19 protein-coding genes are annotated in these 19,450 nt (G+C 60.9%); 10 read left to right on the forward strand and 9 right to left on the reverse strand.

Features of this window, described 5'->3' with window-relative positions; genetic code table 11:
• Positions 1 to 167: 167 nt before the first annotated feature.
• The 3 genes from ilvD to OF122_RS15135 all read left to right on the forward strand — a co-directional run bounded on the left by ilvD (position 168) and on the right by OF122_RS15135 (position 5,259).
• The gene (gene ilvD / locus OF122_RS15125) at positions 168 to 2,012 is read left to right on the forward strand and encodes a dihydroxy-acid dehydratase (RefSeq protein ID WP_264225020.1); all 1,845 of its coding nucleotides are present in this window, start codon (positions 168 to 170) and stop codon (positions 2,010 to 2,012) included.
• 135 nt (positions 2,013 to 2,147) lie between these two features.
• Entirely contained in the window at positions 2,148 to 3,152 is a 1,005-nt protein-coding gene (locus tag OF122_RS15130) for a DMT family transporter (RefSeq protein WP_264225021.1), read from the forward strand.
• Positions 3,153 to 3,453: 301 nt separating this feature from the next.
• Positions 3,454 to 5,259, forward strand: a complete 1,806-nt coding sequence (locus tag OF122_RS15135; protein WP_264225022.1) for an ABC transporter ATP-binding protein — start codon at positions 3,454 to 3,456, stop codon at positions 5,257 to 5,259.
• A gap of 15 nt (positions 5,260 to 5,274) precedes the next feature.
• On the opposite strand, the gene trhA is transcribed toward OF122_RS15135, so the two are convergent.
• The 3 genes from trhA to OF122_RS15150 all read right to left on the reverse strand — a co-directional run bounded on the left by trhA (position 5,275) and on the right by OF122_RS15150 (position 8,462).
• Positions 5,275 to 5,964 carry a PAQR family membrane homeostasis protein TrhA gene (gene trhA / locus OF122_RS15140; RefSeq protein ID WP_264225023.1) on the reverse strand — a complete coding sequence of 230 codons (690 nt, stop codon included), beginning with the start codon at positions 5,962 to 5,964 and terminating at the stop codon, positions 5,275 to 5,277.
• 127 nt (positions 5,965 to 6,091) lie between these two features.
• A complete protein-coding gene (locus OF122_RS15145; protein ID WP_264225024.1) occupies positions 6,092 to 7,129 on the reverse strand; it encodes a sensor domain-containing diguanylate cyclase in 1,038 nt (345 codons plus the stop codon).
• 109 nt (positions 7,130 to 7,238) lie between these two features.
• Entirely contained in the window at positions 7,239 to 8,462 is a 1,224-nt protein-coding gene (locus OF122_RS15150; protein WP_264225025.1) for a lytic murein transglycosylase, read from the reverse strand.
• Positions 8,463 to 8,677: 215 nt separating this feature from the next.
• Here OF122_RS15150 and aac(3) point away from each other — a divergent pair, with 215 nt between their 5' ends.
• Positions 8,678 to 9,481 (forward strand): aminoglycoside 3-N-acetyltransferase, encoded by an 804-nt coding sequence (gene aac(3), locus OF122_RS15155; protein ID WP_264225026.1) that lies wholly within the window; start codon positions 8,678 to 8,680, stop codon positions 9,479 to 9,481.
• A gap of 12 nt (positions 9,482 to 9,493) precedes the next feature.
• Here the strand turns inward: aac(3) and OF122_RS15160 are convergent, their stop codons facing one another.
• Entirely contained in the window at positions 9,494 to 9,964 is a 471-nt protein-coding gene (locus OF122_RS15160) for an SRPBCC family protein (RefSeq protein WP_264225027.1), read from the reverse strand.
• Positions 9,965 to 10,122: 158 nt separating this feature from the next.
• On the opposite strand from OF122_RS15160, the gene OF122_RS15165 reads away from it, so the two are divergent.
• Both OF122_RS15165 and OF122_RS15170 read left to right on the forward strand, forming a co-directional pair.
• Positions 10,123 to 10,470 (forward strand): ArsR/SmtB family transcription factor, encoded by a 348-nt coding sequence (locus OF122_RS15165; protein WP_264225028.1) that lies wholly within the window; start codon positions 10,123 to 10,125, stop codon positions 10,468 to 10,470.
• A complete protein-coding gene (locus OF122_RS15170) occupies positions 10,470 to 10,961 on the forward strand; it encodes an SRPBCC family protein (RefSeq protein WP_264225029.1) in 492 nt (163 codons plus the stop codon). The genes OF122_RS15165 and OF122_RS15170 overlap by 1 nt, the downstream gene beginning before the upstream one ends.
• A gap of 46 nt (positions 10,962 to 11,007) precedes the next feature.
• On the opposite strand, the gene OF122_RS15175 is transcribed toward OF122_RS15170, so the two are convergent.
• Both OF122_RS15175 and OF122_RS15180 read right to left on the reverse strand, forming a co-directional pair.
• Positions 11,008 to 12,447 carry a TrkH family potassium uptake protein gene (locus OF122_RS15175; RefSeq protein WP_264225030.1) on the reverse strand — a complete coding sequence of 480 codons (1,440 nt, stop codon included), beginning with the start codon at positions 12,445 to 12,447 and terminating at the stop codon, positions 11,008 to 11,010.
• A 119-nt stretch (positions 12,448 to 12,566) separates the two neighbouring features.
• Positions 12,567 to 12,971 carry a curlin gene (locus OF122_RS15180; RefSeq protein ID WP_264225031.1) on the reverse strand — a complete coding sequence of 135 codons (405 nt, stop codon included), beginning with the start codon at positions 12,969 to 12,971 and terminating at the stop codon, positions 12,567 to 12,569.
• A gap of 257 nt (positions 12,972 to 13,228) precedes the next feature.
• Between OF122_RS15180 and OF122_RS15185 the strand changes: the two genes are divergently transcribed.
• Positions 13,229 to 14,416, forward strand: coding sequence for a coiled-coil domain-containing protein (locus tag OF122_RS15185; protein ID WP_264225032.1), 1,188 nt, complete (start codon positions 13,229 to 13,231; stop codon positions 14,414 to 14,416).
• Positions 14,417 to 14,468: 52 nt separating this feature from the next.
• Here OF122_RS15185 and csgH read toward each other — a convergent pair whose 3' ends face one another.
• The 3 genes from csgH to OF122_RS15200 form a co-directional block, all read right to left on the reverse strand.
• Positions 14,469 to 14,879 carry a curli-like amyloid fiber formation chaperone CsgH gene (gene csgH, locus OF122_RS15190; RefSeq protein WP_264225033.1) on the reverse strand — a complete coding sequence of 137 codons (411 nt, stop codon included), beginning with the start codon at positions 14,877 to 14,879 and terminating at the stop codon, positions 14,469 to 14,471.
• Between the two features lie 84 nt (positions 14,880 to 14,963).
• Positions 14,964 to 15,398, reverse strand: coding sequence for a curlin (locus tag OF122_RS15195; protein ID WP_264225034.1), 435 nt, complete (start codon positions 15,396 to 15,398; stop codon positions 14,964 to 14,966).
• Positions 15,399 to 15,562: 164 nt separating this feature from the next.
• On the reverse strand, positions 15,563 to 16,012 hold the full coding sequence (locus OF122_RS15200) for a YcgN family cysteine cluster protein (protein WP_264225035.1): 450 nt from the start codon (positions 16,010 to 16,012) through the stop codon (positions 15,563 to 15,565).
• Positions 16,013 to 16,138: 126 nt separating this feature from the next.
• Between OF122_RS15200 and OF122_RS15205 the strand changes: the two genes are divergently transcribed.
• From OF122_RS15205 to OF122_RS15215, 3 genes are read left to right on the forward strand one after another with little or no spacing between them, the layout of a single operon-like run.
• Entirely contained in the window at positions 16,139 to 18,328 is a 2,190-nt protein-coding gene (locus tag OF122_RS15205; protein WP_264225036.1) for a transglycosylase domain-containing protein, read from the forward strand.
• 4 nt (positions 18,329 to 18,332) lie between these two features.
• Positions 18,333 to 18,908, forward strand: coding sequence for a DUF1214 domain-containing protein (locus OF122_RS15210; protein WP_264225037.1), 576 nt, complete (start codon positions 18,333 to 18,335; stop codon positions 18,906 to 18,908).
• Positions 18,905 to 19,450, forward strand: a complete 546-nt coding sequence (locus OF122_RS15215) for a DUF1254 domain-containing protein (RefSeq protein WP_264225038.1) — start codon at positions 18,905 to 18,907, stop codon at positions 19,448 to 19,450. Before OF122_RS15210 ends, OF122_RS15215 begins: the two co-directional genes overlap by 4 nt.

The raw sequence follows: 19,450 nt of genomic DNA on the forward strand, positions 1-19,450 counted from the left end.
CAACCGAGCAGAACAAATTTCTGCCGTACCGTACGTTACGGTACGGTTTGTCTTTACACTCCGGCCCAGCGGCGTTAGAGATAGGGGGTGGTTCCGGCGGTGACCGAGGAGACGCCGACCGGGACGGGCCAAGAGCCGACAATTTTTCTTTTTCCGCAGGTGACCTCATGCCCGCATATCGCTCTCGCACAACCACCCATGGCCGCAACATGGCCGGCGCCCGCGGCCTTTGGCGCGCCACCGGCATGAAGGATGGCGATTTCGGCAAGCCGATCATTGCCGTCGTCAATTCTTTCACCCAGTTCGTGCCGGGCCATGTGCATCTGAAAGACCTGGGGCAGATGGTGGCGCGAGAAATCGAGCGCGCCGGTGGTGTGGCCAAGGAATTCAACACGATCGCGGTCGATGACGGCATCGCGATGGGCCATGACGGGATGCTCTATTCCCTACCCTCCCGCGAGGTGATCGCCGACAGTGTCGAGTACATGGTCAACGCGCACTGTGCGGACGCCATGGTTTGCATATCCAATTGCGACAAGATCACGCCGGGCATGCTGAATGCCGCAATGCGGCTCAATATTCCCGTGGTCTTCGTTTCTGGCGGCCCGATGGAGGCAGGCAAGGTCGTTCATCGCGACAAGTTGCAGGCCCTCGATCTGGTCGATGCCATGGTGGTTGCCGCCGATGACAGCTACACGGACGAAGAAGTCGCCGCAATCGAGGAGGCCGCCTGCCCGACCTGCGGGTCGTGCTCGGGCATGTTTACCGCCAATTCGATGAACTGCCTTACCGAGGCGCTGGGCCTTTCGCTGCCGGGGAACGGTTCCACATTGGCAACCCACGCCGACCGCAAGCGACTGTTTCTGGAGGCGGGCCATCTGATCGTCGACCTCGCCCGTCGCTATTACGAGCAGGACGACGAAAGCGTTCTGCCGCGTTCGATCGTGACGAAAAAAGCTTTCCAGAACGCCATGGCGCTCGATATCGCCATGGGCGGTTCGACCAATACCGTGTTGCATATCCTTGCCGCCGCCTATGAAGGCGAGGTCGATTTCACCATGGACGACATCGACGCGCTGTCGCGCAAGGTGCCGGTGTTGTGCAAGGTAGCCCCCGCCAAGCAGGACGTTCACATGGAAGACGTCCACCGCGCCGGTGGCATCATGAGCATTCTGGGCCAGCTTGATCGCGCCAATCTGCTGCATCGCGATCTGCCCACGGTTCACAGCGCAACCCTGGGTGACGCGCTGGATCGCTGGGATATTTCGCGGACCAATTCAGAAAGCGTGCGTCAGTTCTTTATGGCCGCACCGGGCGGTGTACGCACGACGCAAGCCTTCTCGACCGAAAATCGCTGGGCCGAACTCGATCTCGACCGCAAGGACGGAGTCATTCGCTCCACCGAGCATGCCTTTTCCAAGGATGGTGGGCTCGCCGTGCTCAAGGGCAATATCGCGCTCAATGGCTGCGTGGTCAAAACGGCCGGCGTTGACGAGTCCATCCTCAAATTCACCGGCAAGGCTGTGGTTTTCGAAAGCCAAGACGATGCGGTCTCCGACATTTTGACCGGCAAGGTGAAGGAGGGCGACGTGGTCGTCATCCGCTACGAAGGCCCCAAGGGCGGGCCGGGCATGCAGGAAATGCTCTATCCGACCAGCTATCTCAAGTCCAAAGGACTGGGGAAGGCCTGCGCCCTGCTGACTGATGGCCGCTTTTCGGGCGGCACATCGGGGCTTTCCATCGGGCACGTTTCACCCGAGGCAGCGCAGGGTGGCGCAATCGGATTAGTGGAAGCTGGCGACCGGATCGAAATCGACATTCCCAATCGCACGATCAACCTTATGGTTTCCGACAGCGAGCTGGAGCGTCGTCGTGCTGCCATGAATGCCAAGGGAGCCGATGCATGGAAGCCGGAAGCGCCGCGCAAGCGTAAGGTGACCACCGCCCTCAAGGCCTATGCCGCCTTTGCTTCGAGCGCCGATCTGGGCGCTGTCCGCATCCTTCCCGAATAGAGAGAATGCCGGCTCTGGGAGCCGGCATCTCCATTTCATATGCGGCGCAGTGCTGCATACGAAATGGCCCCTTGCATAGTGATGCAATTGGGCTAGGTTCGGCCATAACCTCCCCGTTCCTGCCAGGCGTACTTCATGTCCAGTTCGACCATCGGGCACCAGGACCGCCGTTTGTTTGCGATCGGCCTGGCGCTTGTCACCTATATTTTCTTCACGATCTGCGACACCTGCGCCAAATGGATGGCACTTTCGGGCATGCCGCCCACCCAGGTTGCGTTCGGGCGTTATTTCGTGCAGTTCGCCTTCATGGCCGGACTGCTTCTGCCTCAACTGGGGCTGGCCAGCTTCAAGACGGGGCGACCTGTGCTGCAAATCCTGCGCGGTTTCGGGCTCCTTGGCATGACAGCGTTCAATTTTTTTGCGTTGCTCTATCTGCCGCTGACGGTGACGTCCTCGATCATGTTCGGGATGCCGCTGCTCATCACCGCCCTGTCCGTCCCGTTTCTCGGCGAGCAGGTCGGCTGGCGGCGCTGGATGGCCATTCTGGCGGGGTTCGTGGGTATCGTCATCATCATCCAGCCATGGGACGCCAGTTTCCATTGGGCGATTTTTCTGTCTCTGGGCAGCATCCTTTCAGCCGGCTTTTATTTCATCCTGACCCGCAAGCTGACGGAGACCGAAACCACGGCCAGCCTGCAGCTCTATGCCGGGCTGGTTGGCACCGTTTGCCTGTTGCCGTTTGCCCTCGCGAACTGGACCTGGCCCGATGGCCCGTTGACCTGGATCATCTTTCTGGGCGTGGGTCTGGCGGCGATGACCGGGCACCAGATTTCGATCATCGCCCATCGATATGCACCGGCATCTATTCTGGCGCCTTTCGGCTATAGCCAGATCATCTGGATGACGCTGTCGAGCTGGCTGATCTTCAATCAGCCGCCCACGCTGTGGCTGTATGTTGGCGGACCGATCGTTATCGGGTCGGGGCTTTATATCTGGATGCGAGAGCGCCAGCTGGCGAAGAAGGCCGTCCGCCCCGTCACCACCGCCGATGCCGATATCGCGGCTGAAAAGAAGAATGCGGAAGCCCATCCGGCCCGACCATTGCCCGTGGCTTTCTGGCCACCCTTTCGCAAGCGGTAAATTTTTCTACGCCGAGGCTCTTGGCGAGACATTTTTTCGCATTTATAAGAATGTGATTGTTTGGCGCGAACCTACAAGGAGGCGTTGCATTGACGAGTATCACCGCCCCCTCCCAGGGTTATGAGCGCCACCGTTAGGTTGCCAGCCACGCCCCGCGTTCGCCGCCTCTGAAGGCCGCCGCGCATTTTCCTTCATTTGAAGCGACCGTCACACGGGCACAAATCCGTCTGTCGTTCGGCCATACCATTTTCAGTTTATAGGACCGGTGCGCCTGCATCCGCGGCAGCCGGTATCGTGACACATGACTCGCAAGAAACTCGATATCAACGGAGCGACCTATCGGGCCGTCCTTGGTTACACCTTCAGACATTGGCGACGCCAGCCCTGGCGCATCGCTGCAATTTTGGGCTTCATCATGCTGGCGACGCTGGCCGACGTGATGACGCCCTATTTCGCCGGCCGCCTTGTGGAGGCCATCGCATCGGGTTCGGTGGGTGACCAGGCAACCCTGGACGCGACGCTTTCCGCCCTTGGCATTCTCGTTGCCCTCGGTGCGAGTGCGGTTGTTCTGCGGTTCGGCGCCTTCCGCAACATCATTCGGTTGACGCTGTTCATGATGGCGGATGTGGTCAACGAGACCTTCCACCGCGTGCAGCGGTTCTCGACCGACTGGCACGCCAACACTTTCGCCGGTTCCACCGTGCGCAAGATCACACGCGGCATGTGGTCGCTCGATCTCTTGAACGACACGTTGCTTGTCGCGCTCTTTCCCTCAACGATCATGCTGGTGGGCACGACGGTGCTGCTGGCCTCGTTCTGGCCGGTCATGGGGCTGGTGATCGGGTTTGGATCGCTGCTCTTTATTGCCGGGACCATCGGCATCACGGTGGCTTACGTCTCGCCGGCGGCTTCGCTGTCCAATGCCTGGGACACCAAGGTCGGCGGTGCCTTGTCCGACGCCATCGGCTGTAACGCCGTGGTCAAGGGCTTTGGCGCTGAAGCGCGTGAGGAAGCCCGGCTGGGCGGCGTTGTCGCCAAGTGGCAGAAGCGTACGCTGAGAACATGGAACCGCTACAATCTCAACGGCGTAACGCAGGATACCGCTCTGCTCATCCTGCGCGCAACGATCCTGGGCACGGGCGTCCTGCTCTGGCTGCAGGGTGTGGCAAACGCTGGTGACATTACCTTCGTTCTGACGTCGTTTTTTGTGTTGCAGGGGTATCTGCAGGACGTGGGAATGCATTTCCGCAACCTGCAGCGGTCGGTCAACGAGATGGAGGAACTGGTCGAGCTCGACGCCGCACCCTATGGTGTCGCGGACAGACCCGGCGCTGCGCCGATCCATGTCAGCGCTGGTGCGATCGATTTCGAGAGGGTGACCTTCCAGTATGGCGGGCACGAAACCGCCCTCTACAAGGACTTCTCGGTGACGATCAAGCCGGGCGAGCGGGTCGGTCTGGTGGGACATTCGGGGTCGGGCAAGACGACTTTCGTCAAGCTGATCCAGCGTCTGCATGACATCAATGGCGGCCAGATTCTGATCGACGGGCAAAATATCGCCGAGCACACGCAGGCGAGCCTTCGTGGCCAGATCGCCATTGTGCAGCAGGAACCGATCCTTTTCCACAGGACCCTGGCCGACAACATTGCCTATGCGCGGCCCGGTGCAACGCGTTCCGAAGTGATGGACGCCGCCAGAATGGCCAACGCCCACGACTTCATCGTCTCCCTGCCGAAGGGCTATGAGACGATGGTGGGTGAGCGTGGGGTCAAGCTTTCCGGTGGCGAGCGCCAGCGAGTGGCCATTGCGCGGGCGTTTCTGGCCAACAACCCGATCCTGATCCTGGACGAGGCGACGTCGAGCCTGGATTCAGAGAGCGAGTTGCTGATCCAGCAGGCCATCGAACGCCTGATGACCGGTCGTACGACGCTGGTTATCGCGCATCGGCTGTCGACAGTGCGGGCGCTCGACCGGATTCTGGTCTTTGACAAGGGCCGGATCGTCGAGGAAGGCGATCACATGGCACTGATCCGCCGCGAAAGCGGTATCTATCGGCGGCTGTTTGAAAAGCAGGCGCTGGAACTGACCAAGGGGTTGGTGGCCTAGAGCCACCAACCTGCCCTACAGCCGCGTGAGCACCATCGCCTCGAATATTGCGATCAGATGCAAAGTCGCGCCTGTTATCACGAAAGCGTGCCAAAGCACGTTCTGAAATGCCAGCCTTTCCCACAGGTGGAAAATGATACCCGCCGAATAGGCCACGCCGCCCGCCACGATCAGCCAGAGCGCCGTCGTGGGCAGCGCGGCAGCCAGAGCCTGGAAAGCCACGATGCCGCTCCAGCCAATCGCGAGATAAAAAGGGATGGCCAAACGGCCGAAATGCTGCGGCACCAACAGCTTGAGCGCTATGCCGATCAGGGCCGTGGCCCAGACGAAGATCAGCAGCTTATCGGCTATGGCAACATCGCCCAGCGCGACCAGCAGCGGTGTGTAGCTTCCGGCAATGAACAGAAATATGGCTGCTTGATCGACCCGCGCGAGCCAGGCCTTGATCGGGCCCAATGGGCAAAGATTGAACGCCATGGAAGCACTGAGTAGCGCAACGAAAGAACCAACATAGATCGCGACGGCGGCGATTTCCGCGCCGGTCGCGTGAACAACGGCGAGAGTTATCAGCACTGTGCCGGCAATGATGGCTACCAACAGGCCAACGCCGTGGATGATACCATCGGCAATCAACTCGGCAAGCGTGAAGGCTCGCCTGTGTCTCAGGACGTACGCCCTGGCGTTGCGACGCAGATTTGTGCGCATGCCTGCCACCTCCTGGTGCCTTTAACTCAGCCTAACACAGCCATTATAACGCTGTGTAAGGCAGAATGGTGAACCAGGCGCAGAGACTTTCCAAAAACGGAAGATTGCGAGCTTGTATGCCCGCTCTTCAGTGTAGCCCCGGAGGCTGGATGGGGTCGGTTTCCTCCGATAACGCGCCGGTGTCTTTTGGTAATGCCGCAAAGCTGACGCAGTTGCGTCCTGCCTTTTTTGACTCGTAAAGGGCGATGTCGGCCTGGGCAAACCATTGTATCGGCGAACCGAGACGGGCGTCGAATGGGGCTATGCCAAAGCTGGCCGTGACCGAAATGACCTTGCCGGAAAACCGGAAGCGCAATCCGCCGATTTCCTCTCGCAAGCGCTCTGCACACTGGCTGGCTTCATAGGCCATCGTCTCGGGCAAGAGCATGCCGAACTCTTCTCCGCCCAACCGGCCGAGCCTATCGGTGGTTCGAAGACATTCCGCAGCGCGGTTGGCGACCGATTTGAGAACCTCGTCAGCAATCTCGGCCCCAAAGGCCGAATTGACCCGGTGAAATCCATCGATATCGACGAAGATCAGGGTGGCCGGCCGGTCGTATCGCAGCGCTCGCGCATATTCGCGGTCGACCTCGGTCCGGAAACTGCTGCGGGTCAGAGCGCCGGTGAGATAATCGATTTCACTCGGCTGATGCGATGCCAGTTCGGACATCACCAGATGGGCCAGGTGGCTGGCCAGTGTGACCTCCCGCTCACCAAACCGGCGCGGGCCATTGTCCATCATCAGCAACGTGCCGATGACATATCCGTCGGGGGTTTGAAGCGGCACGCCAAGGCACGACCCCATCGTGGTTCCACTAGGGCTGCGTTCGAGGTTGGCGCAGCGAGGGTCGGCCGCAACATCCTCGATCGCTATAGGCTCTCCGGCATCTATGCAAAGAGCAGCGACGGAGCGGTCACGCTCAACCCGTTTGTAGTTTATGCCGCGCGCAGCAAGCACAATCTCGGCGTTGCGGTCGACGATGGAGATCGCCACCATTGGGGCGATGCTGATACGGGCGAGTTCGAGAATGTGGTCCAGGGTCTCGATGGGAGTGACCAAAGCGGCGGTCATCCGGTTGAGCGCCGCCAACCGTCCCTCCTCGCCCGTCGATATTTCCATAACCATGGGACGGTCCTCTTGCCCTCAGGATCGATCTGAGAGCCTACCCTAAATCCCGCATTCTATGGAATTCCAATGGGTTGTATGGTTACCCAGTCCTCACTTCTGAAGGACCCTAGCGCAGCGCAGAAAGCAGGCTGCTCGAAGCGTGACCGTCTGCCAGAAGGCCGGCCGCGCGCTGGAAGGCGATTATTCCCTGGCGAGTTTTGGGGCCGACGACGCCGTCTGGAGTGCCGACATTATAACCTCTGCGATTGAGAAGACTTTGAAGTTCTTCGCGCTGTGAACGGGTCAATCCAGTCTCGTTGGCAGGGAACGAGCGGACAAAGGGACCGACCCCGAGAATACGGTCGGCCAGGTGGCCGACAGCAAGCGCGTAATTGTTTGAATTGTTGTAGCGCTTGATCACATCGAAATTGGCCAGCAGCAGGAAAACCGGGCCGCTGCCGCCCGACGGCATGAAGATGCGTCCCATATCGCCAGCGCGCGGGAAGGTCCGTCCACCTGTGCGACGGACGCCCATGGCCTCCCACTGACCGAGGGTCTGGTTCCCGATATCCCAGGCGCGACCGTAGTCGAAATTGGATGGGAGCTGGACTTCGTAGCCCCAGGTCTCGCCGTTTCGCCAGCCGTGCGATTTGAGATAGTTGGCGGTCGAGGCCAAGGCGTCGGGTATCGAGTTCCAGATGTCGCGCCTGCCATTGCCGTTGTAATCGACCGCATAGGCCACAAAACTGGAGGGCATGAACTGTGTGTGCCCCATTGCGCCGGCCCAGGACCCGACCATTTGCGGCGCGGCGACATGCCCCGCCTGCAGGATCTGCAGCGCAGTCAACAGTTCGTTCTTGAAGAAATCACGCCGGTAATTGCCGTAGGTCAGGGTTGCCAGTGCGTGAATGACGTTGTTGCCACCCATGTACGAGCCATAATTGGTTTCCATGCCCCATATGGCCAAGACGATCTCGGGTTGAATACCGTACCGCTGCTGGGTCCCGCCAAGAGTCTGGCTCCACTCGCCACGCATGCGCTGACCATTGGAAACGCGCGCGGACGACACAGCGTCAGACACGTACTGGCCGGTCGTCTTGACCGTCTCGGGCTGGCTGCGCGTGAGGCTCATGATGCGATCCGAAGGCGCAAAACCGGCAAAGGCCTGCTCGAATATGGCGCGGGAAACGCCGCGGGCGGACGCTTCCGGCCAGACCGAGGCGACGAAATTCTGAACGTTGGCGAAAGCCGGGCGCGGGAGAACGAGCGCTGCGCCAGCAGCCAGGCCGAGCGCCATCGCACGGCGGCGCGAAAGAACTGGAAACTCAATCGTAGGGGCGTCGTTACGCATGGAGGGACCTTTTCCGCTTCCAATCGCAAGCCACCCTGTCACGCCTTTATGGCGATACGCTGTCCGCCCCCAACGGGACAGCATGAGGTGACTTAGCGCTACTGAACAAACTCAATGGGGTGAATCTGCCTGAAGTGACTTAAGGTCGTGTTAAGCACGTTGCCTCACGGCGTTCTGACGCTTAAACTCATGTTCACTCTCTCGTGAGCGCCTGCATGCCCAAGTTTCTGTCTTGTACCGATCTCGTTGCCGATCTTTCCGAAATCGGGGTTCGTCCCGGTGATTTCGTCATGGTTCATGCGGCCATGAGCACTGTGGGCAACCTTATCAATGGGCCGGATACGCTGATCGAAGCGCTTATGAAGACTGTCGGGGCGACGGGCTGCGTTGTGGCCTATACCGACTGGGATGCGCGATACGAAGAGCTTATGGACGGAGCGGGCCGCGTACCCGATGCGTGGCGGGACCGAGTCGCCGGGTTCGATCCGATGCGCTCGCGGGCCGTCCGGGATCATGGTGTCTTCGCCGAGTTTCTCAGAACAACGCCGGGAGCCCTGCGAAGCGCCAATCCGGGGGCGTCGATGGCGGCGATCGGGGCGCGGGCCGAATGGCTGGTTGCCGATCACCCGCTCGATTATGGCTACGGTCCCGGCTCACCACTGGCAAAGCTGGTCGAGGTTGGTGGCAAGGTGCTGATGGTCGGGGCGCCGCGTGATACGATGACGCTCATTCACCACGCGGAATATCTCGCCGATATTCCCCACAAGCGGATCAAACGCTGGGAAGTGCCGTTTGCCGGGCCAGAAGGCACTGTGTGGCGGATGAGCGAGGAATTCGACACCTCCGACGCCGTTGCACCGCAACTTGACGGTATCGATTATTTTACGGCGATCGTGACGTCCCATCTCGATACCGGCCGGGGGCGGCAGGGCAGGATTGGGACGGCGGAGAGTTTGCTGGTCGACGCAAGAGAAATGCTCGAGCACGCCGTGGCGTGGCTCGAGCGGAACGGCCGATAGCAGCGATTTCCATTAAAGCGTCTTGGCCAGCGCTTCGAGCTGGTCGGCACATTGGCCCCAGCCCTCGTGGAAGCCCATCTGCTCGTGCTGCTGCTTGTCTTCCAGCGTCCAGTGTTTGGCGCGGGCGATGTAGCGGGTCTTGCCGCCTTCGTCGGCGAAGGTCAGCTCGCAGGTGAAGAATGCCTTATCGGTGGGCTGCCATCCGGCCGCAAATGCGTCGGTGAAAACCAGTTTTTCGTTGGGCACCACATCAAGATAGATGCCGGGGTTTGGATATTCATTGCCTTCGGGGTCGGCCATTGTGACGGTACAGGCACCGCCGGGGCGGACGTCGATATCGACCTTGGGGGTGGTCCACGGTTTGGGCGCGAACCATTGCTTGATCAAGTCAGGCTCGGTCCAGCAACGGTAAACCTTGTCGCGAGGTGCATCGATCAGGCGATCAAGCACGAGTTCCTTGTCGGTATTGGGCGTGGCAGTCATCGGTCGTCTCCATTTGCAGCGTTGATGCATCCAGGACGTGGCAGGTTGGCCAGAGCCGACAAAATTTCCTATTTTTTTCTTCAGTCCCTGCTCCCGTCTATTGACGCGAGAGGCAATCTGTATATAACTGGTTAGCTATCAATCTCTATGGTTATACAATGACCGAATCCGAACGCCTCGACGCTACGTTCATCGCTCTGGCCGATCCCACGCGCCGTGCCATTCTGGCGCGGCTGATCGAGGGTGAGGCGACGGTGATGGAACTGGCGGCGCCATTTGACATGAGCCAGCCTGCCATTTCCAAGCACATCAAGATGTTGGAGCGAGCCGGCCTGGTCTCGAGAAGCCGCGATGCACAGAAGCGCCCGGTCAAGATCGAAGGCATTGCGCTCAAGGAAGCCACGGACTGGCTGGAGAATTATCGTCAGATCTGGGAAGCAAATTTTTCCCGACTCGACACCTTGCTGGACGAGATGAAGGCTCAACGCAAAAAGGAACAGAACTGATGAGCTTTTCCACCACCCTTACCGTTGCGACACCGAGCGATCTCGAAGTGACCATCGAGCGTATGTTCGATGCCCCCGCCGATATGGTCTTCGATTGCTACACAAAGCCCGATCTCGTCCGGCGCTGGATGACCGGCATGGACGGGTGGTGGGTTTCGACGTGCGATATCGATCCACGACCCGGCGGGACGTATCGCTATGTCTGGTCAGGGCCGAATGGCGAGAGCATGGGGCTCAAAGGCATCTTTCACGAGGTCGAGCGCCCGGTTCGCCTCGTGACGACCGAGTCGTTTGACGACGATTTCGGCATGGGGAAAATGCTGATCGAGACCGCGTTTCATGCCGAAAATGACCGCACGCGGCTCAAACAGACAATCACCTATGAATCCAAGGGTCAGCGCGACGCATCGCTGGCGACCGGAATGACCGATGGCATGGGTATCAGCTTTGCCTCGCTCGACGCGCTGCTTGCCGAACTGGCCGGAAAGTAAAAGCACGCAACCTACCATTGGCCGCGGGCGCGGGGAAAAATATTGCTCAGCGCCGCCAGAACGCGGGACTGAACAGGACAAAAATCGCAAGGATTTCAAGACGTCCGGCCAGCATGGCAAAGATCAGCGCCCATTTGGCCAGCGGCTCGAGCGTGGAGAAATTGCCGGCCGGGCCGATGATATCGCCAAGGCCAGGGCCAACATTTGTGAGGGCTGTGAGGGCACCGGTGAAGGCCGTCAGGGTATCCAGACCGGTAAAGCCGAGGATCAGTGTGACGGCCAAAAGGAGCGCAAGGAAGGCCGAGACGAAATGGTACACCGATTTGAGGGCCTGCCAGGGGACTTCGCGGCCCTCGTAACGCACGACGAACATGCCGTGCGGATAGATCAGTTCCTTGAGCCCGTTGCGCAGCGACTGGAAAATTATGATGAGCCTGTAAGTCTTTATGCCGCCGCTGGTCGAGCCAGCCGCGCCGCCAAGGAATGTGGCGAGCAGGAAAACCACGTTCACGAACGGTCCCCAAAGCGTGTAGTCGGTCGAGGCGAAACCGGTGGTTGTGACCACTGACACTATATTGAACGCCGAATGGACACCCAGTGCACTTGGGTCCGACGGCCAGTGGACAAGCGCCGACAAGAAGACGACGAAGCTCAAAACCGCCAGAATCGAGAGCAGCACCGGCACCTGTGCCTCAAAGGCAGCAGAAATCCGTCCGGTGGTGACCGCCCGCAAGATCGCGATGAACGGCATCGCGCCGCCAATCATGAACACGATGCCGACGACGAGGACCGGAAGGCCGAAATGGCCCATCGACGCATCGTGGGTGGAGTAGCCGCCGGTGGAGACGGTGCTCATTGCGTGGTTGATGGCATCGAAGGTGGACATGCCGGCGACCCAATAGGAGACGGCGCAGGCGAGCGAGAGGGCGAGATAGAGCCCCACCATGGCCCATGAGAACTTGGTGAACCTGGCGAAAGGAGAATCGGCCTGGGCCGAGGATTCGAGCTTGTAGATCTGCATGCCGCCGACGCGGAGGAACGGCAGGAGCAGAAGGCCCATGGCAATGATGCCCAGCCCGCCGAACCACTGCGTCATCGAGCGCCACAGAAGAAGGCCCGGAGGCATGTCATCGAGCCCGGAGAGAATTGTCGATCCGGTGGTGGTGATGCCCGAGGTCGCTTCAAAGACCGCATCGGTAAACCCGATGGAAAGCCCCGAAAGAAACAGCGGCAGCGCAGCGACGATTGAGGTGGACGCCCAGATCATGTTCACGAGCAGGAAGCCGAATTTGAGACTGAAGGGCGGCATTTCGCGCCGTGTGGCGAGCACCATGAACCCCGATGGCACGCCGGCGGCGAGCGCCGAAATGAGAAAGGCCTGCCAGTCCGGATTGCCGACCGAGAGATCGACAAACATCGGGACGAGCATCATGCCCGCAAGAACGAGCGTAAAAAACGCGGTGACGTAAGCAGTTGCACCCAGCATGTCCCGGCCCCTCCAGCGTGGCGCGGGACCGTTTACGCCCATGAGCGGCGGAAATCAACGCCATGATGAAGGGCGCATGCCCGGACGGGCAGCGCCCTCAGTCATAATGGCGGTGCAATTTACCAGCCGAAGACGAAGCCAAGCCCGGTCTGGCCGCCCGACTGGTTGACGTGGGCATCGGTGCCCTCGCCGAACTGGAACAGGCCGTAGCTGTTGTTGCCGCCCTGCTGGTTGAGGGTTCCGTTGTGATTGTTGCCTTCCTGATGGACGATGCCGAGATTGCCGCCTCCGCCCTGGGTGAGGCCGGCCATGTTGTTGATTCCGTTCTGGGTGATCGAGCCGTTCTGGATGCCGTTATAGAGGGCATAAAAGCCCAGGCCGGCCTGCATCATCTGCTGCTGCTCGGCGTTGGCGGGGCTCAGATTGATCGAAACCTGCCCGGCATTGGCGGGGGCCGTGAATGCGGCCAGCGCGATGGCGAGTGCGAGGCCGGCGGCCTTTGCGGTGTTGGTGTTGCGTCCCATGGTCCTGCTCCTTTGGGTTTGTTGCGGCGGTGTTGCGCCTCCATGACCGCGACTATGAGACAAGCGGGCTGAACCGACCTCGAAGGGTACGTTTATCTGGCGTTAATGTTGATCCGGACGCCAAAGCCCTGTCACTTTGGAACCTGCGCAGCGCGTTGCTTGTTGTTCAAAGTGAGGGGCCGGGCCATTGCCGGGACGCTCCTGGACTTTATTCGTTTTCCCAATTCGCTCCGAGAACGGGGCCAAAAGGATTTGCCATGGACGACACCGAAACTTCCGCCCCCAAAAGAAATCCGCTCGTGATCGGACTTGCCGCTGCCGCCGTGCTTGGCTGGGCGGCCTTCGTGATCTTGTGGTTTGCCTCTTCCACATCCACCGGAGGCCTGCGCAATGAGATCAATGCACTGACCTCCGAGCGCGACCAATTGGCAACCGATGTGCGCACCATGGAGGAATCGGGGACCACACTTGAGGATCTTGAGGCCGAAATCGCCAGCCTGACCCAAGAGCGCAACAGGTTGACGGAAGAACGCGAGAGCATTGTCGCCGAACGCGACGAGGCGCAAGCCGCGCTCGAGGGTGCCAACGCCGAGCTGCAAACCGTCACCGATGCACTGGCCGAGCGCGAGGGCCGGATAGAGGAATTGCAGTCCAATCTGGCCGAGGCGGAAAGCTCGTTCTCGGAGGTCCAGGACCGGATTGCCCAGAGCACGGCCGAGTTGGCCGATGTGGGCAGCCGCCTGCAGACCGCCCGCAGCGAAGAAGCCGAGTTGCGCGAAACCGCGGCTCAGTTGACCCAGGAAGCCGCCCAGGCGACGCGCACTTCGGCGGAAATGGAGAGCGAAGTGCAGGCCGCGCGCGAAGCGCAGGCAGAAGTTCAGAACCAACTGGCGCAATTGCGAGCCAGCCAGGCGCAATTCGAGGAGCAGCGGGAAAGTCTGGAAACGACCGTCGCAGATCTCGAGGGACAGCAGACGGAACTGGAAAGCCAGATCGCCGACGCGCAAGCGCAGCGCGACGAGGTGCAGGCCCAGCTTGAAACGCTTACCGCCACCCTTTCGGATCGGACCGACGAACTGGCGGCGATCGAATCCGAAGTCGCAGCCCTTCAGGACGAAGCGGACGCGGCGGCTCAGGCTGCAATCAGCGGAATCGTGCCCGGGCGGTTTGTGGCGCAGGGCGCAGGCACGAACGGCCTGACTTTCCTGTTCGGCGATGACGGCTCGTTCGCGGCCTGGGAGAGCGTGGTGCTCGAAGCTGAATCGGCCGAACCCGATGTCAGCGGCACATATGCTGCGGGCGAGGGATCACTGACCATCGAGGAAATCGACGGCGACAGCTCCGTGCCCACACCCATCGCGTGCGAGATCGTGGCCGGTGACAGCGGGCTGACCATAGAGGGAGACTGCGTGCTCTCGGGTCTGACGTTGCGGCAGGTGCGGTAGCACCTGGGGCATGCAAAGAAAAAGGGGCTCCGATTTCGGAGCCCTTATTTTGTCACGCCCAGCCGCCCTTCGGAACGAGGCAGGTGTGGGTTACGCCGTCCACTTCGACAGTCAACGAGATGTCGTATGCCGGGGCGTTGCCGACCGACACGCGGCCAAGGCTGACGGGACCGGCGGCGTGCGCTGCAAAGCCGCCGCCCTGATTGATTGTCGAGCTGTTGGCGCCGCCCACGGTCTTGACCGAAAGACGGTAGGTGCCGTTTGCGGGGCCTTGTGCATTGTAGATGGCTTCAAGTGCCAAGCCGTTGCCAGTGTCGGTCGACACCACTTCGCACGGTACCGGGCGGGTTGAGCCTGCTACATCGTCGGTCGAGCGGGCGTAGCTGGCAGTACCAACGGCTACGAGCGCGACGACGGTGCCGAGGAGGGAAAGCGAATAGGCCTTGCGGCGATCGATGGTCATCGGATGCGTCCTTCCTTGATGCCGGGTGGGCCCTGTTTTTCGCCCTACCCGGCCTGAGACATGAGGTGAGCCATTCGTGGCCGATCAGGGGCAAACCTGAACGAAGGCGGCGACATTGCCCGACCCGTTCTGATCCACCGAAGCGGTGCAGCCATCGCCAACCTGAACACCCGCGGCGACGTTGCCGTTGCCGTCCTGAGTGAGAACGGAGGTGTGGTTGGCGCCGAACTGGCCAACACCGGCCTCATTGAAATTGCCATTCTGCCAGGTTTCCGACTCGTTGTTCCAGCCGGTCTGGCCGCTGGCGGAAACATTGCCGTGGCCCGATTGATGATGGGTGCTCGAATTCCACCAGCCGTCCTGGAAGACGCCAATGGTGTTGCCGGTGCCCGACTGGGTGCCGCCAGCCGAATGACCCCAGCCGAACTGGTTGATGTAGATACCGTTGGCCATGGCGGGAACGCTCACGGCACCGAAGCTGGCAGCGAGGGTAGCTGCGATGATGATCTTTTTAAACATTGTTCCGTCTCCTGGTTGGGTTGGGCGGGTGTTGCGTACCGCCGGTTGCCTCTTGCAGGATCAGGTTTAGACAAGGTGGCCGGAACGGGCCCTGAACTCGATATTCAGAAAGCGTTCATCACGATTTTTTTCCGCCGGAACCGTCTGACAGCGAGCGGCGGCCCTTATTCGGCCGGCTCCCAATCGACCCAGTCGATGATGTGGCTTTCCCAATCGGAGGTGTCGGCGTCAGCCTCGGCGATGGTGCGGCCGCGTACCGAGATGCCGGCGGCGTGAACCGTTTCGGGATCGCCCGAAACCAGCGGGTGCCACCAGGCCAACCCCCTGCCCTCGGCGATGCGGCGATAGGCGCAGCTTTTGGGAATCCAGGCGATCTCGCGGACCTTTTCAGGGGTAAGCTTGATGCAGTCGGGGACCTTGGCCTGACGGTTGGGATAGTCCGAACAGCCGCAGGTTTCGCCGTCGAGCAGCTTGCAGCGCACATTGGCGGGAAAAATCTGGCCGCTGTCCTCGTCCTCGAGTTTGAGCAGGCAGCATTTTCCGCAACCATCGCACAGCGCCTCCCACTCTTCGGTGGTCATTTCTTCAAGCGGCTTTTCATCCCAGAATGCCATTGGCGGCACCAACTCCACACTTTTAACCCCGTTGGCAAAACCACATAAAATTGTGATGACCGGTGGGAGCTTAACGCCATACAATAGCATTTGTTCGGGACCGAGCGCACCCGGACGGGCAATCAAATGAACCCGAGCAGTAAAAGGCCCAAGGTGCAGGACCCGTTTTACACAAAGCAGAAACGCGCCAAAGGCAAGAACCGGCTGCTCGAGGCCGACGCCTGGCTGGATTCGTTTCTCTATGACGGGATGCGTTCGACAGGAAGAGTCTATACCAGAATTCAGGATTTCTTCTCGCTTTTTTCCGTGCGCGGACTGCGGCGAATTTTCGTCGAGCTGGCGTCGGACGCCTTGAGCTTTGGCGCCATGGGCTCTGTGCTGATGGTGGCGCTGGCGCTTTCGGCCATGGACGCGACGGCATCGGGCGAGTTCAACCGGGCCGAGGACTATTCGGTGATCTTCCTTGACCGGTACGGCAACGAAATCGGGCGGCGCGGCATCAGGGCCGATGATTCGGTGGCGCTGACCGAAATTCCGGACTTTCTGATCAAGGCGACGCTGGCCACCGAGGACAGGCGGTTCTACGAGCATTTCGGCATCGACGTCTGGGGCACGATCCGGGCACTGCTTTCCAATGCCGAAGGGGATTCGAGCCTGCAGGGCGGTTCCTCGATCACCCAGCAACTGGCCAAGAACCTGTTTCTTTCCAATGAACGCACGCTGGAGCGCAAGATCAAGGAGTTGTTCCTCGCCTTCTGGCTGGAAGCCAATTACTCCAAGGACGAAATCTTAAAGCTCTATCTGGACCGGGCCTATATGGGCGGCGGCAATTTCGGGGTGGTCGCGGCGGCGGAATATTATTTCGGCAAGCCCGTGCAGGACATCGATCTGGCGGAAGCCGCGATGCTGGCAGGCCTCTACAAGGCCCCCACCCGGTTTGCACCGCATGTGGACATCGCGGCGGCACGGGGGCGGGCCAATGTCGTGCTCTCCAACATGGTCAATGGGGGCTATCTGACCGAGGGCCAGGTGACGGCGGCACGGCGGCGGCCGGCCGAACCGATCGACCGCTCGGCCGAGGCCAATTCGCCCAACTATTTCCTGGACTGGGCGTTTCTGGAAACCAAGCGGCTGGTGGGTGACAGTACCGAGGTCGGGTTCGTGGTGCGGACAACCATAGACCCCGATCTGCAGGTTCATGCCGAAGACGCCATCATTTCGGTGCTGCGCGAACAGGGCACCGCCTACAATGTGAGCCAGGGCGCGATGGTGGTCATGGAACACAATGGCGCGGTGCGCGCCATGGTGGGCGGAACCGATTACGGACAGAGCCAGTTCAACCGGGCCGTCGCGCCCAACCGCCAGCCAGGCTCGGCGTTCAAACCTTTCGTTTATGCGACGGCGTTCGAGATGCTGGGGCTGACGCCACGCAGCCCGATCACCGATGCGCCGATCTGTATCGGCAATTGGTGCCCGCAGAATTACGGGCGTTCGTTTCGGGGCGGCACGACGATCCGCTCGGCGATGGCGGCTTCGATCAACAGCGTTCCGGTCCGGCTTTCGACCCAGACCGGGCGCGAGCCGATTGCCGAGATGGCGCATCGTCTCGGTATCCGCAACGAATTTCCGGTGACACGTTCGCTGGCGTTGGGGGTGGCCTCGGTCAGCGCGCTCGACATGGCTTCGGCCTATGCGGTTTTTGCCAATGGCGGCTACCGGGCGACCGGTTTCGGGGTGACGCGCATTACGACATTGCGCGGCGAGGTGGTCTATGAGGCCAATCCCGACGAGAACCGCGTGCGACTCCTGGACGAGCAGATCGTGCTGTCGATGAACGACATCCTCAATGCGGTCAATTATGGCGGCACGGGCGGACGGGCGGTCGTCGAGGGTGTGCCGAGCGCTGGCAAGACCGGGACGACGAGTTCGTACCGCGACGCGTGGTATGTGGGCTATACGGGCAATTACGTCGCCTCGGTCTGGTATGGAAACGACAATTACACGGCCATGAACAATCTGACCGGCGGCAGCCTGCCGGCCATGAGCTGGCAGAAATTCATGACCTACGCGCATACCAATATCGAGGTGAAGCCGGTCTTTGGCGTGGACATGGAGCCGCGCCCCTTCATCATCGCAGATGCCGAAGGCGGCGAGGACGGCGAGCAGGCGCCGCAACGCGCGCCAACGCTGGCCCCGGCGGCGGCGATCAAGCTGCTTGATCTGTCGGAGAAAATGCGCCAGTCCCTTGCCGAGGGTGGGAGTGGAACCATCGACCAGGCGGCTGCTCCGGTTGCCGGCGCAAACGAAAGTCTATGACGTCTTGGGACTGATTTTCCGACTGTTGGTTGGCCTTGCGGTCGCCCTCTCGGTGGGGTTCGGCGCAAGCTATTATGCGCTGACCGATGGAAGGCTGTTTGCGGCGGTCCGGGTGGGCTCATGGGCCGCATGGCCCGATATCGGGCAGCCGACACCGAATCCCTACAGCCGGGCCTATCTGGCCCGCAACGGGCACCTCCAGCTTGGCTATGCCGAGGGGCTGCAATTTACGGCAGCCACCGACGATGCAGGCGATCCGCTGGACGCGCGGTGCCAGTACCGGGTGACTGGCAAGGTGCCGGGCGCGAGCTTCTGGACATTGGTGGCAACCGACCTGACGGGCGCAAACATCGCCGCTTCGCGCGAGCTTCCCGCGCTGCACAGCGAACGGGTCGCGCGATGGGACGATGGCGGGCTCAATGCGAGCATCGGCGCCAGCATGGGACCGGGCAACTGGCTGGAAATCGAAGGGACCGGTTCGTTCACCCTCGCCCTGACCCTTTACGATGCCGTGGTTTTTTCAGGCGCCAACACCACAATCGAGGCCATGCCGGCAATCGAGAAGGTGGCTTGTCAATGAGCCGGCTGCTGTTCTGGATATTGGGCGGGGTGGTGCTGGGCGGACTGATCCATCTGGTTGTCATTCTCACCCTGCCCGGCGCGGCAGTGCGCGACGTGTGGCATCGGCTGGAGGACAGCGCGCCGCTCGAAACCCTGGTCGTGTTCGACGATCTGGCCCCGGGCCAAGCCAATCCGTTGGGACTGGACCCCGAACTGCTCTATGGCGTGTGCCGCCTGGAACTGGGCGACGGGCCGGGTATCGTCAACGGGGAGTTGCCGCTGGCGTTCTGGTCGGTCGCGGTGTTCAACAATGACGGGCATGTGATCTATTCCACGACCAACCGTTCGGGATCGGGGGATCTGCTGGATATGGGCCTTTTCAACCCCGCCCAGACCCGGCTTCTGGCCGAGCAGCGTTTCGAGATCGACGAGGGACTGTTGATCGTTGAGGCACAAGGCAACGACGTTGCTGTCGTGGTGCGGCTGGCTCCGCCGCATCCGGCCATGCGGGAGCGCTATCGCGAGGCGCTGTCGCAGCTGAGCTGCTCGACTATCCGGTAG

The organism is Pelagibacterium flavum, from assembly GCF_025854335.1.
Taxonomy (GTDB): domain Bacteria; phylum Pseudomonadota; class Alphaproteobacteria; order Rhizobiales; family Devosiaceae; genus Pelagibacterium; species Pelagibacterium flavum.